The sequence below is a fragment of the Pantoea sp. B550 genome (assembly GCF_024158165.1).
Classification (GTDB): domain Bacteria; phylum Pseudomonadota; class Gammaproteobacteria; order Enterobacterales; family Enterobacteriaceae; genus Pantoea; species Pantoea alfalfae.
In genome coordinates this window covers 1,244,070-1,257,157 of sequence record NZ_JAMYXI010000003.1, presented here as the reverse complement: position 1 = coordinate 1,257,157, position 13,088 = coordinate 1,244,070, and the positions used below count along the sequence as shown (strand labels likewise).

Genomic DNA, 13,088 nt, shown 5'->3' with positions numbered 1-13,088 from the left:
CCAGTTTGATTCATTTACAGCAGATACCAGAGACCCGGAAACAGGTCCATGCCGAGAAAGTTCAGGGCATACAGCACCAGGATGACGATCATCGCAGAGAAATCGATGCCGCCCATCGCAGGCAGAATACGGCGAACAGGGGCCATCATCGGCTCGGTTAACTGCACCAGCAGATAATCGACCGGGCCACGTCCCTGGCTGATCCAGCTCATCAGAGAGCGTACGATAATGACCCAGAAGACCAGATAGCCGGCGGATTTCACCAGCGACAGCAGGCCGACCAGCAGGTTAGTCGGATCGACCGAGAACACGCCCACCTGAATCAGCAGCAGAATCGGGTATTTCAGCGTGGTCAGCACAAAGGCCAGCAGCAGCGAGGCGGTATCAATCGGCCCCAGCGCCGGCAGTATGCGGCGCAGTGGCTTAACAATTGGCTGTGTCACTTTTACGACAAACTGCGCCACTGGATTGTAAAAATCGCAGCGGGACCACTGCATCCAGATGCGTAACAGCAGCACCATGACGTAGAGATCGATCAGCGTTTTTACTAAAAACGTCAGTGTTAACATGAAGTTCCTCTGTTATTGTTGTGAGTTGTGCGCATAATCTCGTGCGCCAAAAATGGCGGTGCCGATACGCACCATCGTACTACCTGCGGCGATTGCCGCCTCCATGTCATCGCTCATTCCCAGCGAAAGCGTATCTATACCAGAATAGTGCTGTTGCAGCTGCCGGAAGGCTTCCGCCATCTGCTGACACACCGCCAGCTGCCGCTGGTAATCACTCTCCGCTGCCGGAATCGCCATCAATCCCCGCAGCCGCAGTTGCGGCAGGGCAGCAATCTGCTCCGCCAGCCCGGAAACGGCCTCCAGCATGATGCCAGATTTGCTGTTCTCGTCACTGATATTTACCTGAATTAACACATTCAGCGGTGGCAGCGAGGCGGGCCGCTGATCGTTGAGCCGCTGCGCAATGCGCTGGCGGTCAATGGTGTGACACCAGGCGAAATTTTCCGCCACCAGACGGCTTTTGTTGGACTGCAACGGGCCGATGAAGTGCCACGCCAGCTCAGGATGTGCGGCCAGTGCCTGAACTTTTTCAACCCCTTCCTGAACGTAATTTTCACCGAAGGCAATCTGGCCAGCGGCAAAGGCTTCTTCGACCGCGCTCGCAGGTTTGGTTTTACTGACTGCAAGCAGGGTAATTTCTTCTGGTGCGCGGCCGCAACGCGCGGCAGCGGCGGCGATTCGCTGCCGCACTTGCTGTAAGTTCTGCTGGATTGAAGTCATAGTCAGGAGAAATTATGAATCTGGATGAAATGGTGGGGCTTAGTGTAAAGCATAATGCCGCCGATCTGCACCTTTGCTGCGGACATTTGCCCTACTGGCGGCGGCAGGGAAAGCTGGAGGTCATTTCGCAGCAGGGCCCGCTTTCTGCCGCCTGGATGGCAGAGTTTATGACCCGCTGGCTCAGTGACCCGCAGCGGCAGGCGCTGGAACGCGCAGGGCAGCTCGACTTCGCTCTGAGCCTGGCTGGCGGTCAGCGTCTGCGTGCCAATCTGTTTATGCAGCGTAACGGCCTGTCACTGGCGCTGCGCATCATCGCCACGACGAGCCCGACGCTGGAGAGCCTGCAGCTGCCCGCCATTGTGCCGACGCTGCTGGAGCAGCAGGATGGCCTTATTCTGGTGACCGGTGCGACCGGAAGTGGTAAATCGACCACGCTGGCGGCGCTGGTCGATGCGCTGAACCGCCAGCAGGCGCGCCATATCATTACGCTGGAAGATCCGATTGAATTTATCCATCACAGCCAGCAGTCGCTGATTCAGCAGCGCGAAATCGGCCTGCACTGCGATTCGTTCTCGCTGGGGATAAAGGCGGCGCTGCGTGAAGATCCCGACGTCATCCTGCTGGGTGAGCTGCGCGACAGCGACACCATCCGTCAGGCGCTGACGGCGGCGGAGACTGGCCATCTGGTACTGGCGACGCTGCATACTCGTGGCGCGGCGCAGGCGGTGGATCGGCTGGTGGATGTCTTCCCGGCGGAGGAGAAGCAGCTGGTGCGTACGCAACTCGCGGGTAGCCTGAAAGCAGTGATTGCACAGCGGCTGGTAACCTCAGTGGCTGGATCGCGGATTGGACTGTTTGAGGTACTGATCGCCACTCCGGGTATCACGAATCTGATCCGGGAAGGCAAGATGCATCAGATCCCCGCGCTGCTGCAGACCGGCGCACAGGCCGGTATGCAGACGTTTGAGCAGAGCCGGCTGGCGCGTCAGGCAGCCGGTCTGATTGAGTAAGCCGATCAGTAATGGTTTTCGAACCAGTCCTGCAAAATGATGGCAGCAGACTGTGAATCGACCGAGCCTTTGTTGAGGGCGCGATAACCGCCGCGCTCAAACAGGCCAGCACGCGCCTCTACCGTGCTGAGCCGTTCATCCTGCAGCTCTACCCGGATGCCAAAGCGACCGTGCAGGCGGTTGGCAAATTTACGCGCGCGGTCAGTCAGCGGCTGCTCGGTACCATCCATATTCAGCGGCAGGCCGACGACGACAAAATCGGGCTGCCACTCTTTCAGTAGCTTTTCGACCACCAGCCAGTCCGGGATACCATCCTGCGCTTTAATCGCGGTCAGCGGACGGGCACTGCCCGTGAGTTCCTGACCTACAGCGACACCAATACTTTTGGTGCCGAAGTCGAAACCTAACAGAGTCTGAGTTGACATCAGGCGTGTCCCGCGTCGCTGGCCATGTTGTGAATATCGACGCCAATACTGCGCGCCGCTTCGCGCCAGCGCTCTGAAATCGGCGTCTGGAACAGGATATTGCTGTTAGCGGGCGTGGTCAGCCAGGCATTTTCCATCAACTCATTTTCCAGCTGATCTTTTTCCCAGGCGCAGTAACCCAGCGCGACCAGCACATTGGTGGGCTGAGACGCGGTGCCAATCGACTCCAGCACGTCACGGGAGGTAGTGATAATCGTGTTATCTGAGACGCGAATGCTGGAGGTAAACGTGCGTTGTGCTGAGTGCAGAATAAAGCCACGATCTTCCGCCAGCGGACCGCCGGTAAACACCGGTTTATCCAGCCTGATGGCCGGGTCGCGATCGTCAGCAGGGATTTTCAGCTTCTTCAGAATGCCTTCAACCGTCAGGTTTTCCATGGGTTTATTGATGATCAGTCCCATTGCACCCTCTTCGTTATGTTCGCAGAGATAGACCACGGAACGTTTGAAGAAAGGATCCTGCAATGAAGGCATGGCAATCAAAAAGTGATGTTGTAAATTCATTCTCACACGATGTACCAAAAAAAGAACCGGCACGCGACGGCCGCACCGGTATTGGGTTGATCACGGAGCCACGCCCCGGCTTCTTGCTCAGCCCAGGCGCTTCTCAATGGCATCCATCAACATGCCGGTGATGGAGATCGGGAACGCAGCCTCAATTTCACGAATGCAGGTTGGGCTGGTCACGTTAACTTCAGTCAGTTTATCACCGATGATGTCGAGACCGACAAAAATCAGTCCTTTTGCTTTCAGCGTTGGGCCTACACGGCGCGCAATTTCCCAGTCGCTTTCGCTCAGCGGACGCGCTTCACCGCGACCACCGGCGGCGAGATTACCACGCGTTTCACCACCCTGCGGGATACGCGCCAGGCAGTAAGGGACCGGTTCGCCATCTACAACCAGCACGCGTTTGTCGCCTTCTTTAATCGCCGCAATGTAGTTCTGTGCCATGCAGAAACGGCTCTCATGCTCGGTCAGGGTTTCGGTAATCACACCAAAGTTAGGATCGTCTTTCTTCACGCGGAAGATAGAGGCGCCACCCATGCCATCCAGCGGCTTCATGATGATGTCGCCATGCTCCTGCCAGAAGTCACGCAGCTGCGCTTTGCTGCGGGTCACCAGGGTGTCAGGCGTAAACTCGGCAAACCAGGCGGTGTAGAGCTTTTCGTTACAGTCACGCAGGCTCTGCGGTTTGTTCACGATCAGTGTACCCAGCTCTTCTGCGCGCTCCAGAATGTAGGTTGCATAGATGAACTCGGTATCGAATGGCGGATCTTTACGCATCAGCACCACGTTCAGGTCAGCCAGCGGGATCACCTGCTCGCTGCCGAATTGATACCAGTTGTCAGGATTCTGCTCGACGGTCAGCAGACGGGTGCGGGCAGAGGCCACGCCACCGCGCATGGAGAGATCGTGCATCTCCATGTAGTGAATTTCGTAACCGCGGCGCTGTGCTTCCAGCAGCATAGCGAAGCTGGAGTCTTTTTTAATATTGATGGACGAAACAGGGTCCATCACGATGCCAAGTTTAATCATTATTATCTCCTCGGTGAGGCGGTGTTTACCGCCTCGTCTGGTTCGGTCTGCAGTGGGCCGATCGGTCAGGACATCATGCCTGCGCTCTTTCCGCTGAAAGTATCGCTTAACCCAGGTCGCCAAACCTCACCTGAAGTGCCGTAATGGCCGTCAGCGCGGTGGTTTCGGTACGTAATACCCGTGGGCCAAGCAGAATGTCAGTAAAGTCGTGCTGGGCCGTCATCGCAATTTCGTCCGCAGACAAACCGCCTTCAGGGCCAATCAGCAGCCGTACCCGCTCAACAGGCTGTGGCAGCGTATTGATGCTGTGACTGGCGCGCGGATGCAGGTTGAGCTTCAGACCGCTGTCAGCCTCTGCACACCAGTCTTCCAGCGTCATCGCTTCACGAATCTCCGGCACGCGATTACGGCCACACTGTTCGCAGGCGGCAATAGCAATTTTCTGCCACTGCTGGATCTTCTTCGCCAGACGTTCAGCATCAAGCTTTACGCCACAGCGCTCGGAAAACAAGGGTGTAATGACATTCACGCCCAGCTCGATCGATTTCTGGATAGTGAATTCCATTTTTTCACCGCGCGACATCACCTGACCTAAATGCAGATGCAAAGGTGACTCGCGATCGTCCGGCTGGCTCTCTGTGAGCGATACTTTTACACGCTTTTTATCAACATGCGTGATCTCTGCTGCAAAAGTCAGATTAGTGCCATCAAAGAGTTCCAGACGCTGGCCTGCCGTCATCCGGAGTACCCGGCCCACATGATTGGATGCATCTTCATCCAGGGTAATTTCACTGCCGATCTCTAATGGCCCGGCGTGATAGATGCGAGGTATGCGCATAAGGTTCCTGAAACCGGACGCCGCACTGCAGCGGCGTCATGGGAAAAAAAGCTAGTGTAGGGCAGGGATTTTAGCGCTGGCAAGCCTGCTGCACATAAGGATTGTGATTGCCCTGAACCTTTGCAATGCGCTGATCGCGTTCACACTCCCACTTTGTGACGGGATAGAGCTTGTCCCAGGCGGTAAACAGCTGCGTCTGCTGGCGCGAAATGCGCAGATGGTACTGATCGCGCATGTAGAAATAGGTTCGGGCAATAGCTCCCCGCGCCCGTGCGGGTGGCTCCGCCTGTTTGAGTTTAAAGTCGATCTTCATCTCACACTGGCCGTACTGCTTCTCGCTACCGTTCCATTGACTGTAGGCGAAGTTACCACGGTCACCATTCACTTCACCCACTGCAGGCTGAAGGTTATGCAAATCTGTTTCGATGCGGCGATAGTCGGGGTCCTTGCTGCAGTTTTTGCGGCCTCCGTCCTGCCAGCACTGACGCTGATGACCAAACTCCCAGGCCGGCATCACATGTTCCCACTCAATGCGCCCGGCGCGATTGGCGTTCCTGCGCACCTGATAACCACAGCTGTTGAGATCGGGAATGCCCTTTTTGCCCTGCCACTGAATCTTACAGCCACAGTAGAATGAACCCGGCGCATCGGCGTTAATCGCCGCCGCAAAGGTTTTAGCCTGCTGGAAGTTATTTTGATGATAGTTATTCAGATTAAGGGCGTCAGCGGCAGGTGCAAATAGCAGCGCAACCGCCAGACTTAGTATGCGAGACATATTCCGGATTTCTTCCTGGTACGAAAAAGGGCGGCAGGTTAACAGAATGTGGAATAGGGCGGAATGGGGATTGTTCTCAGGAAGCGACAAACTCGCCTGCGACCAGCAGGCTGCCACAGTGCACGCAGCGATATTCACTTTCTTTACGCAGAACACGATTGTGGCGGCGAACCGTCAGCTGATGCTGCTGGCACTGGCAGCGGTAAGCAAAGGTGTTACTGCGTACGGAGGCGATCTCAAACTGATGGGTGCGCCGTGCCGGAACGCCCAGAACCTGCTCCATCATCCACTTCCACTCTTTGCCGTGTGGTGCGACGCGGCCAAACTGTTTCCACACCAGCAGATGCGCCAGCTCATGCGGCACCACTTCATCGATAAATGTCTGCTGATTTTCCAGCAGCAGCACCGGATTGATGCGGATCTCCCAGGACGCCAGCCAGGCGGTGCCCGCCGCCGTACCGCGCTGCTGGTAAAGCAGCTTCGGTTCCGGATAATGGGTTTTCAGTGCCAGATTTGCACGCTCAAGCGACTGGCGCAATGAGCGCATTACGGCCTGCTGCAGGGCAATGGGGAGACGAGGTGTTTTCATGGCGCTCAGAATAATCGCCGTCGTCCAGGAACTCAACGTTACCCGTGAAAACGACAGCGCAGCGACTATACTCTTTCGCCAGTTTCGATCCATACGATCCACCGCGGGAGAGTGGCCAGGAGTGTCCCTGCTATTGGCTGAAATTTCTGGATTAAATATGGTTACGGCCTTTTTTAGAATATCCTGTTGCTAATGTTCACAGCAGAGTGAATGGATCAGAAGCGGAAAGCACAGTGTACGGACAACGCAATGAAAAATAATAACATCAGGAAACAGCGCATTGTGCTGGTTACCGATCTCATGGCTGGCCGCGGCGGTATGGAGAATGTGACCTGCCAGCTGATTACCGCCCTCAATAAGGAATCCGGAACGGAAGCGGGGCTGTTTATTATCAACAGCGGAGAGGAGAGCCTCTCCCGCGCCTGGACTGCCAACGCCGTTTTATCAGAGAGCGTCTGCACGCTGCGGAATAAGAAAATAAAAAATCTTATTCACACGCTGAGAATGGCCGCCTTCTTTCGTCGTTATCAGCCTGATCATGTTCTGACCCTCAACACCATTCCCTGTCTGATGACGCGCCGGGCCATTACGCTCTCAGGACGTAAAATCATGTTGTCGAGCTGGATGCACCTGCCACCGCGTGAACGCTATCGCCCACATTATCTGCTGCGGGCCGATCACCATTTTGCCATCAGTAAGCAGATTAAAGAGCAGTTGGTGGAGTTAGGTGCACGCGCCACTGACGTGGACGTTATCTACAACCCGATCAGGCGTAATGACGTGGTTATCGGCAGGCCGCAGGGGCTGAAGTTTCTCTATATCGGCCGCGTCCATTTTCAGCGGCAGAAACAGCTTAAAGATCTGTTTGATGCGTTAAAGCATCTGGATGCGCCGTGGACGCTGGAAATTGTCGGGGATGGGGAAGATCTGACGCAATGTCAGCATTACGTGTCGGAACTCGGCATTCAGGATCGTATCACCTGGCATGGCTGGCAGGAGAACGCCTGGGAGTATGTCATCCGCCATATCAGACAGGTCACCTGTCTGCTCATGACCTCGAACTTTGAAGGCTTCCCGCTGATCCTGCTGGAGGCGATGTCACGGGGCGTCTACTGCGTCTCATCCGACTGCATCAGTGGCCCGTCAGAAATTATTCAGAACGGTCTCAATGGTCAGCTCTACCCCACCAATGACAGCATGGCGCTTGCCGCTATTCTCAACGCCATGAGCCGGGATTACCCCTTTCCCGATCATCAGGTTATTAAAGCGAGCATCACCGGTTTTTATGAGGAAAATTATATGAAGCACCTGATGAGTGCATTTAACCGTCTGACTGAGGTTAAGCATGACAAATAAAAGCAGCCGTAATGGATTAACGTTAATGGTTAATGCCTCAGTTGTTGCGCTCTGTCTGGCGCTGTCACTGAATATGTTTGTTTCCGGCCTGCCGCAAAAAATATTTTATCTGGTCTCTTATCTCTCCGTCGCGTCTGTGTTGTATGGCGTAGTGCGCAAGCGAGTAGCGTTTAAAGAGAACGGTTTTTATGTCGTCCTGTTTGCTGTGCTGATTATCTTTGCTCTGATCCGTCTGTTCTGGGCAATACACACAAAGGGGATTGAGACCGCGCCCTCAAACGATGCCATGACCAATATCAGCAACTATCTGCTGGGAGCGAAGCGGCTGTTGCTGGGCGCCTTTGTGCTGCTTAGTCTGGCGATTTATGGCAATCGGGTCTCTGCAACCACGCTGCGTATTGGAAAGGTGTTAATTCTGGTCGGTCTGCTGATTACGCTGGGCTTTGGTATTCATGAGCATCTCTATACCGAGAATATCCGCATTAAGCTCACCACCGAAGCGGCCTCCATGTCCTCCTACATGATTCTGTTTATCTACTGCGCCTGGCTGTGGCTGAGCCGTTACGAGACGCACAGATACTGGAAGATTGCCGACATCGCCGTACTGGCGGTGACCTTTGCCTTGCTCTACCTGTGCGGCACCCGCGTAACGCTGATTGCGCTGATTGCCGTGGGTCTGCTGTTCCTGTTGCAGACCTGGCGGCTGTCGCTGCTGACCAACTGGCGGATTAGCGCACTGTTAGTAGGCGTACTGGCGGTGCTGATCCTGATGACCAGTAACCGTTGGGTGGAAGGCGTGCAGGACATTGAGAACTACGGATCAAACAGCTCGACCTCTCTGGGCGCACGTGTCGCGATCTGGGGCGGGGCGGTCAACTTTATTGAGCATCATGGCAGTTTTGCGACGCCGGATGCGCGCACTACCGAGGCGCGTCAGTTCATCATGGCGCACTATCCACTGAATGTTGAAGGCTACACCAACGTTAAATACAACATGCACAATGAGTTTCTGGAAGTAACCACGCTACAGGGCTGGCTGGGTACGCTGTCGCTGGTGCTTCTCTATCTGACTGTGGCTGGCGGCATGCTGAAGAAGTGCGATCTGCGCGGCGTGGCGCTGCCAATGCTGGCACTGTTTATCTGCGGATTAACCGATTCGGTACTGCCGTATAATCAGACCGTCACCATTTTCATTATGGCGCTGGCGCTCTGCTGCATACGTCAGCCATTGCCGGCAGGGCGAGTTAACACGCTGTAATCCTGTATTGAACAAATAAAAACGGCGGGGTTTCCAGAGAAACCCCGCCGTTTTTTTTACCGCGTTTTATCCGGTAATGTTAATCGCGTGAACCGATGTCACGCAGTTTTTTACCTGCCATCAGGTTACGTTCGATGTGCTCCAGCGAGACGTTTTTGGTCTCCGGGATCAGCATCAGCGTCAGCAGAATAAAGAACAGGTTAAGCAGTGCGTAGACCCAGAAGGTGTTCGCGTTGCCCAGCGTATTCAGCATCGTAAGGAAGGTCGCACCCACGATCATGTTTGCGATCCAGTTGGTGGTTGTGGAAACCGTGATACCGAAGTCGCGGCCTTTCAGCGGCTGAATTTCGGAACAGAGTACCCAAATCAACGGACCGGCTGACATCGCAAAACCAACGATGAACATCAGCAGCATACCTACTGCGAAGTACTGCGCGCCCGCAGAGTGGATACCGAAATGCAGCATCGTACCCAGCACGCCCATACCGGCTGCCATCACCATAAAGCCCAGAATCAGCGTAGGTTTACGGCCCCAGCGATCCACCAGACCAATAGCGATGAAGGTGGCCAGTACGTTGACCAGACCCACAATCACCGTGCCCCACATCTGCTGGGTGGTGTTGGTAAAGCCCGCGATTTCGAAGATTTTTGGCGCGTAATACATGATAACGTTCATACCGGTAAACTGCTGCATGACCTGCAACAGGATGCCGAGATAGACCGCACGACGGAAGTGGCTGCTGCTGGTGAACAGACCCCAGCCAGACTGCTTGACCTTCAGACTTTCACGAATCTCTTCCAGCTCACGTTTTGCCTGCTCACTGGTATCACGCAGACGATCCAGTACACGTTGCGCATCGCGGAAGTTGCCTCGCGCCGCCAGCCAGCGTGGGCTGTTTGGCAGGAAGAAAACACCAACCAGCAGCAGCAGTGCCGGAATGGTGATAATGCCCAGCATCCAGCGCCAGTTGCCGGTAAAGCTGAAGGCGGTATCAGTAAGGTAAGCACCCAGAATACCGATGGTGATCATCAGCTGGTAAAGCGAAATCATACTGCCGCGAATTTTTTCCGGAGCGATCTCAGAAAGATAAAGCGGGGCAGTATAAGAGGCGATACCCACTGCCAGGCCCAGCAGAACGCGGGCGCTGATCAGCATTTCCGGGTTCGGCGACATTGCCGACCAGAGTGAACCGATAACGAACAGAATCGCACCGGCCATCAGGCTTTTTTTACGCCCCAGGCGGGAAGACATCCAGCCGCTGCCGATAGCACCGACCGCCGCACCAAACATCATGGAACTGACGATCCACTCCTGCTGATGAGGAGTAACGTTAAAGTCCTTTGCGATAAACGGCAGGGCACCGGCGATAACGCCGATATCCAGGCCGAACAGCAGTCCCGCAAGGGCCGCCAGAAAGCAGACAAATAAGGTCATCGCCTTATTTGAAGTTCTGCTTTTGTGTGTATTGCCAGGCATGGGAGCCTCCAGGTTTATCCATCATTGTTTTTATCAATGTTAAAAAACCTTTTGCGGGAAAAAAGTGAGTCTGATCACATCAGTGTAATCGCTTACACACGCTGAAACCCTGAAATTCAGCATATTTTTCCCGGAAAGATTAATTAACCAGTGAGGTATAGCACTCATTAAGTTTCTGACAATGCTCTATTTAGTGGCTATCAGACGACGCTGAAAATAACGCATTTTCAGCATAATAACTACGTGCGTTAATTCCTAAATATCAGAAAAACAAAGCATTTCAATTTGTAATCGTTAACATTTTGTCGTCAGAAAAAGCGAAAGGAAGTGTAGCTGAGAATGGAAAATTTGCTTCAGAGTGAAGGAGATGCCGGGCAGATTTATTTTTATAACGTCTGAAGGTCGCCGGGAACTGCGCGAATATGGCGTTCAGTCTGCGTGCGTGAGAAAAAATTCTCTGGTCAGCTGTGGGGCTGAAAAGGCGATAAAAAACCCCGCCGCAGGGGCAGGGTTTTATTAGCAGTCGCTGATCTTACAGGCCAGCTGCTTCACGCAGCAGGGCTGCTTTGTCGGTTTTTTCCCACGGGAAATGTTCGCGACCAAAGTGACCGTAAGCGGCGGTCTCTTTATAGATTGGGTGCAGCAGATCCAGCATCTGAATCAGACCATATGGACGCAGGTCGAAGAACTCACGTACCAGCAGCGTCAGCTGTTCGGTAGAGATTTTCTCAGTGCCGAAAGTTTCCACCATGATGGAGGTCGGTTCAGCCACGCCGATAGCGTAGGAGACCTGGATTTCACAACGGTCAGCCAGACCGGCAGCCACGATATTTTTCGCCACGTAACGCGCTGCATAGGCTGCAGAGCGGTCAACTTTTGACGGATCTTTACCCGAGAACGCACCGCCACCGTGACGCGCCATGCCGCCGTAGGTGTCCACAATGATTTTACGACCGGTCAGACCGCAATCGCCCATCGGGCCGCCGATCACAAAGCGACCGGTTGGGTTGATGTGATATTTGGTTGAGGCGCTCAGCCATTCTGCTGGCAGAACCGGCTTGATGATCTCTTCCATCACCGCTTCCTGCAGATCTTTCTGGCTGATGGATTCTGCGTGCTGGGTAGAGAGCACGACGGCATCGATGCCGACGATTTTGCCATCGTCATACTGGAAAGTGACCTGGCTCTTGGCATCCGGACGCAGCCACGGCAATGTGCCGTTTTTACGCACTTCAGCCTGACGCTGCACCAGACGGTGCGCATAGGTCACCGGCGCAGGCATCAGCACATCTGTTTCGTTGGTGGCATAGCCGAACATCAGGCCCTGGTCGCCCGCGCCCTGTTCCAGTGGATCGGTACGGTCAACGCCCTGATTGATATCCTGAGACTGTTTACCAATCGCGCTTAATACCGCACAGGAGTTGGCATCAAAGCCCATATCGGAATGAACATAGCCGATTTCACGTACGGTTTTACGGGTGATCTCTTCGATATCGACCCAGGCGCTGGTGGTGATTTCACCGCCAACCAGCACCATACCGGTTTTAACGTAAGTTTCGCAGGCCACGCGCGCTTTCGGATCCTGTTCAAGGATTGCATCCAGCACAGCATCGGAGATCTGGTCGGCGATTTTATCGGGATGTCCTTCTGATACGGACTCGGACGTAAAAAGGTGTTTAGCCATTCTGTTCTTTACCTTAAATATGGTTTGAGTACGACTGCATAGCGCCAGTGAGGTTGTCTGACCTGACGCCCCTTCAGGCAAAGCCGCGAGCAGTGAGGTTGTGTCAGCACAGCGGGCCAACACCGCCTGGATAGTAACCTGTTTAGATGGAAAACCATCTGGACGGCTATTTTAGGATAGAGGGGAAACCAATTACCAGCCCTTTTTCTGTTTCAGCATTTAACCTGTTAGCGTTATCGACATAATTTGCTGACACTTCACGCAATTCCCGGATAATCTTTTTGCATTTTAGAGCCGTAAACGGTATAAAACGCCGCTGCTTCGAGAGCAGCAGCAAGAATGACGCTACTCTTTGCGTCGCGCCTGTCGGACTCTGATCTGGCTTTCACCCAGGTTGTTTTCCATGTGCCCCTGGCATATGCGGAGGTGATACAAGTAATGAACCACGCTTTTTCTCTTTCCGGTTCTCTGCGCTGCGGCGTGGCGCTGGCTCTCTCCCGCTTCCCATCTGTTTCTCTTTTCTGCCGACACAACGTCCGATGCGGTAATTTTACCGACACAGGCGCCGGCTAATCTTTATCTCTGCTCAAGCGATTTTGTCTCTTCTCTGCGCCCGCGCAGCGGAACGACACAGATTATCCATGGTCAATAGTGTTCGGTTAAATGTTCTCTGTTTCAACGGAGATGGCCAGGGTGTTTTACACTTAACTCTCATGCGTGAATCGCGCTGACGGCGATGTCAGGTGAACAGGACAGTGCATTTAATGTGGCAACAGGTTTTCAGATTAGCGG

General features: G+C 54.2%; 13 protein-coding genes. 3 read left to right on the top strand and 10 right to left on the bottom strand.

The window, feature by feature from the left end; all coding sequences use genetic code 11:
• Nucleotides 1–14: 14 nt before the first annotated feature.
• The gene (locus NIM72_RS08915; RefSeq protein WP_150014212.1) at nucleotides 15–569 is read right to left on the bottom strand and encodes a YggT family protein; all 555 of its coding nucleotides are present in this window, start codon (nucleotides 567–569) and stop codon (nucleotides 15–17) included.
• 12 nt (nucleotides 570–581) lie between these two features.
• Nucleotides 582–1,289, bottom strand: a complete 708-nt coding sequence (locus NIM72_RS08910; RefSeq protein WP_161732652.1) for a YggS family pyridoxal phosphate-dependent enzyme — start codon at nucleotides 1,287–1,289, stop codon at nucleotides 582–584.
• A gap of 14 nt (nucleotides 1,290–1,303) precedes the next feature.
• On the opposite strand from NIM72_RS08910, the gene NIM72_RS08905 reads away from it, so the two are divergent.
• Nucleotides 1,304–2,299, top strand: coding sequence for a type IV pilus twitching motility protein PilT (locus tag NIM72_RS08905; protein WP_253419995.1), 996 nt, complete (start codon nucleotides 1,304–1,306; stop codon nucleotides 2,297–2,299).
• A gap of 5 nt (nucleotides 2,300–2,304) precedes the next feature.
• On the opposite strand, the gene ruvX is transcribed toward NIM72_RS08905, so the two are convergent.
• The 6 genes from ruvX to NIM72_RS08875 all read right to left on the bottom strand — a co-directional run bounded on the left by ruvX (nucleotide 2,305) and on the right by NIM72_RS08875 (nucleotide 6,521).
• A complete protein-coding gene (gene ruvX, locus NIM72_RS08900) occupies nucleotides 2,305–2,724 on the bottom strand; it encodes a Holliday junction resolvase RuvX (RefSeq protein WP_161732648.1) in 420 nt (139 codons plus the stop codon).
• On the bottom strand, nucleotides 2,724–3,287 hold the full coding sequence (locus NIM72_RS08895; protein ID WP_161732646.1) for a YqgE/AlgH family protein: 564 nt from the start codon (nucleotides 3,285–3,287) through the stop codon (nucleotides 2,724–2,726). The genes ruvX and NIM72_RS08895 overlap by 1 nt, the downstream gene beginning before the upstream one ends.
• 87 nt (nucleotides 3,288–3,374) lie before the next feature.
• Nucleotides 3,375–4,319, bottom strand: a complete 945-nt coding sequence (gshB, locus tag NIM72_RS08890) for a glutathione synthase (protein WP_161732644.1) — start codon at nucleotides 4,317–4,319, stop codon at nucleotides 3,375–3,377.
• 106 nt (nucleotides 4,320–4,425) lie between these two features.
• Nucleotides 4,426–5,157, bottom strand: coding sequence for a 16S rRNA (uracil(1498)-N(3))-methyltransferase (gene rsmE / locus NIM72_RS08885; RefSeq protein ID WP_253419991.1), 732 nt, complete (start codon nucleotides 5,155–5,157; stop codon nucleotides 4,426–4,428).
• Between the two features lie 70 nt (nucleotides 5,158–5,227).
• Nucleotides 5,228–5,932, bottom strand: coding sequence for a deoxyribonuclease I (gene endA, locus NIM72_RS08880; RefSeq protein WP_161732640.1), 705 nt, complete (start codon nucleotides 5,930–5,932; stop codon nucleotides 5,228–5,230).
• 76 nt (nucleotides 5,933–6,008) lie between these two features.
• A complete protein-coding gene (locus NIM72_RS08875) occupies nucleotides 6,009–6,521 on the bottom strand; it encodes a SprT family zinc-dependent metalloprotease (protein WP_161732638.1) in 513 nt (170 codons plus the stop codon).
• Between the two features lie 210 nt (nucleotides 6,522–6,731).
• Between NIM72_RS08875 and NIM72_RS08870 the strand changes: the two genes are divergently transcribed.
• Nucleotides 6,732–7,877 (top strand): glycosyltransferase, encoded by a 1,146-nt coding sequence (locus NIM72_RS08870; protein ID WP_222925007.1) that lies wholly within the window; start codon nucleotides 6,732–6,734, stop codon nucleotides 7,875–7,877.
• Nucleotides 7,867–9,135 (top strand): O-antigen ligase, encoded by a 1,269-nt coding sequence (locus NIM72_RS08865; protein ID WP_237566680.1) that lies wholly within the window; start codon nucleotides 7,867–7,869, stop codon nucleotides 9,133–9,135. Before NIM72_RS08870 ends, NIM72_RS08865 begins: the two co-directional genes overlap by 11 nt.
• 79 nt (nucleotides 9,136–9,214) lie before the next feature.
• Here the strand turns inward: NIM72_RS08865 and NIM72_RS08860 are convergent, their stop codons facing one another.
• Together NIM72_RS08860 and metK are read right to left on the bottom strand one after the other, a co-directional pair.
• Entirely contained in the window at nucleotides 9,215–10,612 is a 1,398-nt protein-coding gene (locus NIM72_RS08860) for a sugar porter family MFS transporter (protein WP_161732634.1), read from the bottom strand.
• A 532-nt stretch (nucleotides 10,613–11,144) separates the two neighbouring features.
• Complete coding sequence (gene metK, locus NIM72_RS08855; protein ID WP_010248851.1) at nucleotides 11,145–12,296, bottom strand: methionine adenosyltransferase; 1,152 nt, start codon at nucleotides 12,294–12,296, stop codon at nucleotides 11,145–11,147.
• Between the last annotated feature and the right edge of the window lie 792 nt (nucleotides 12,297–13,088).

Excerpts from the sequence above, each read along its gene's own strand:
- metK (WP_010248851.1), bottom strand. The coding sequence starts at position 12,296 with ATGGCTAAACACCTTTTTACGTCCGAGTCCGTATCAGAAGGACATCCC.
- NIM72_RS08915 (WP_150014212.1), bottom strand. The coding sequence starts at position 569 with ATGTTAACACTGACGTTTTTAGTAAAAACGCTGATCGATCTCTACGTC.
- ruvX (WP_161732648.1), bottom strand. The coding sequence starts at position 2,724 with ATGTCAACTCAGACTCTGTTAGGTTTCGACTTCGGCACCAAAAGTATT.
- rsmE (WP_253419991.1), bottom strand. The coding sequence starts at position 5,157 with ATGCGCATACCTCGCATCTATCACGCCGGGCCATTAGAGATCGGCAGT.
- NIM72_RS08895 (WP_161732646.1), bottom strand. The coding sequence starts at position 3,287 with ATGAATTTACAACATCACTTTTTGATTGCCATGCCTTCATTGCAGGAT.
- NIM72_RS08865 (WP_237566680.1), top strand. The coding sequence starts at position 7,867 with ATGACAAATAAAAGCAGCCGTAATGGATTAACGTTAATGGTTAATGCC.
- NIM72_RS08905 (WP_253419995.1), top strand. The coding sequence starts at position 1,304 with ATGAATCTGGATGAAATGGTGGGGCTTAGTGTAAAGCATAATGCCGCC.
- endA (WP_161732640.1), bottom strand. The coding sequence starts at position 5,932 with ATGTCTCGCATACTAAGTCTGGCGGTTGCGCTGCTATTTGCACCTGCC.
- NIM72_RS08870 (WP_222925007.1), top strand. The coding sequence starts at position 6,732 with ATGGATCAGAAGCGGAAAGCACAGTGTACGGACAACGCAATGAAAAAT.
- NIM72_RS08910 (WP_161732652.1), bottom strand. The coding sequence starts at position 1,289 with ATGACTTCAATCCAGCAGAACTTACAGCAAGTGCGGCAGCGAATCGCC.
- gshB (WP_161732644.1), bottom strand. The coding sequence starts at position 4,319 with ATGATTAAACTTGGCATCGTGATGGACCCTGTTTCGTCCATCAATATT.
- NIM72_RS08860 (WP_161732634.1), bottom strand. The coding sequence starts at position 10,612 with ATGCCTGGCAATACACACAAAAGCAGAACTTCAAATAAGGCGATGACC.
- NIM72_RS08875 (WP_161732638.1), bottom strand. The coding sequence starts at position 6,521 with ATGAAAACACCTCGTCTCCCCATTGCCCTGCAGCAGGCCGTAATGCGC.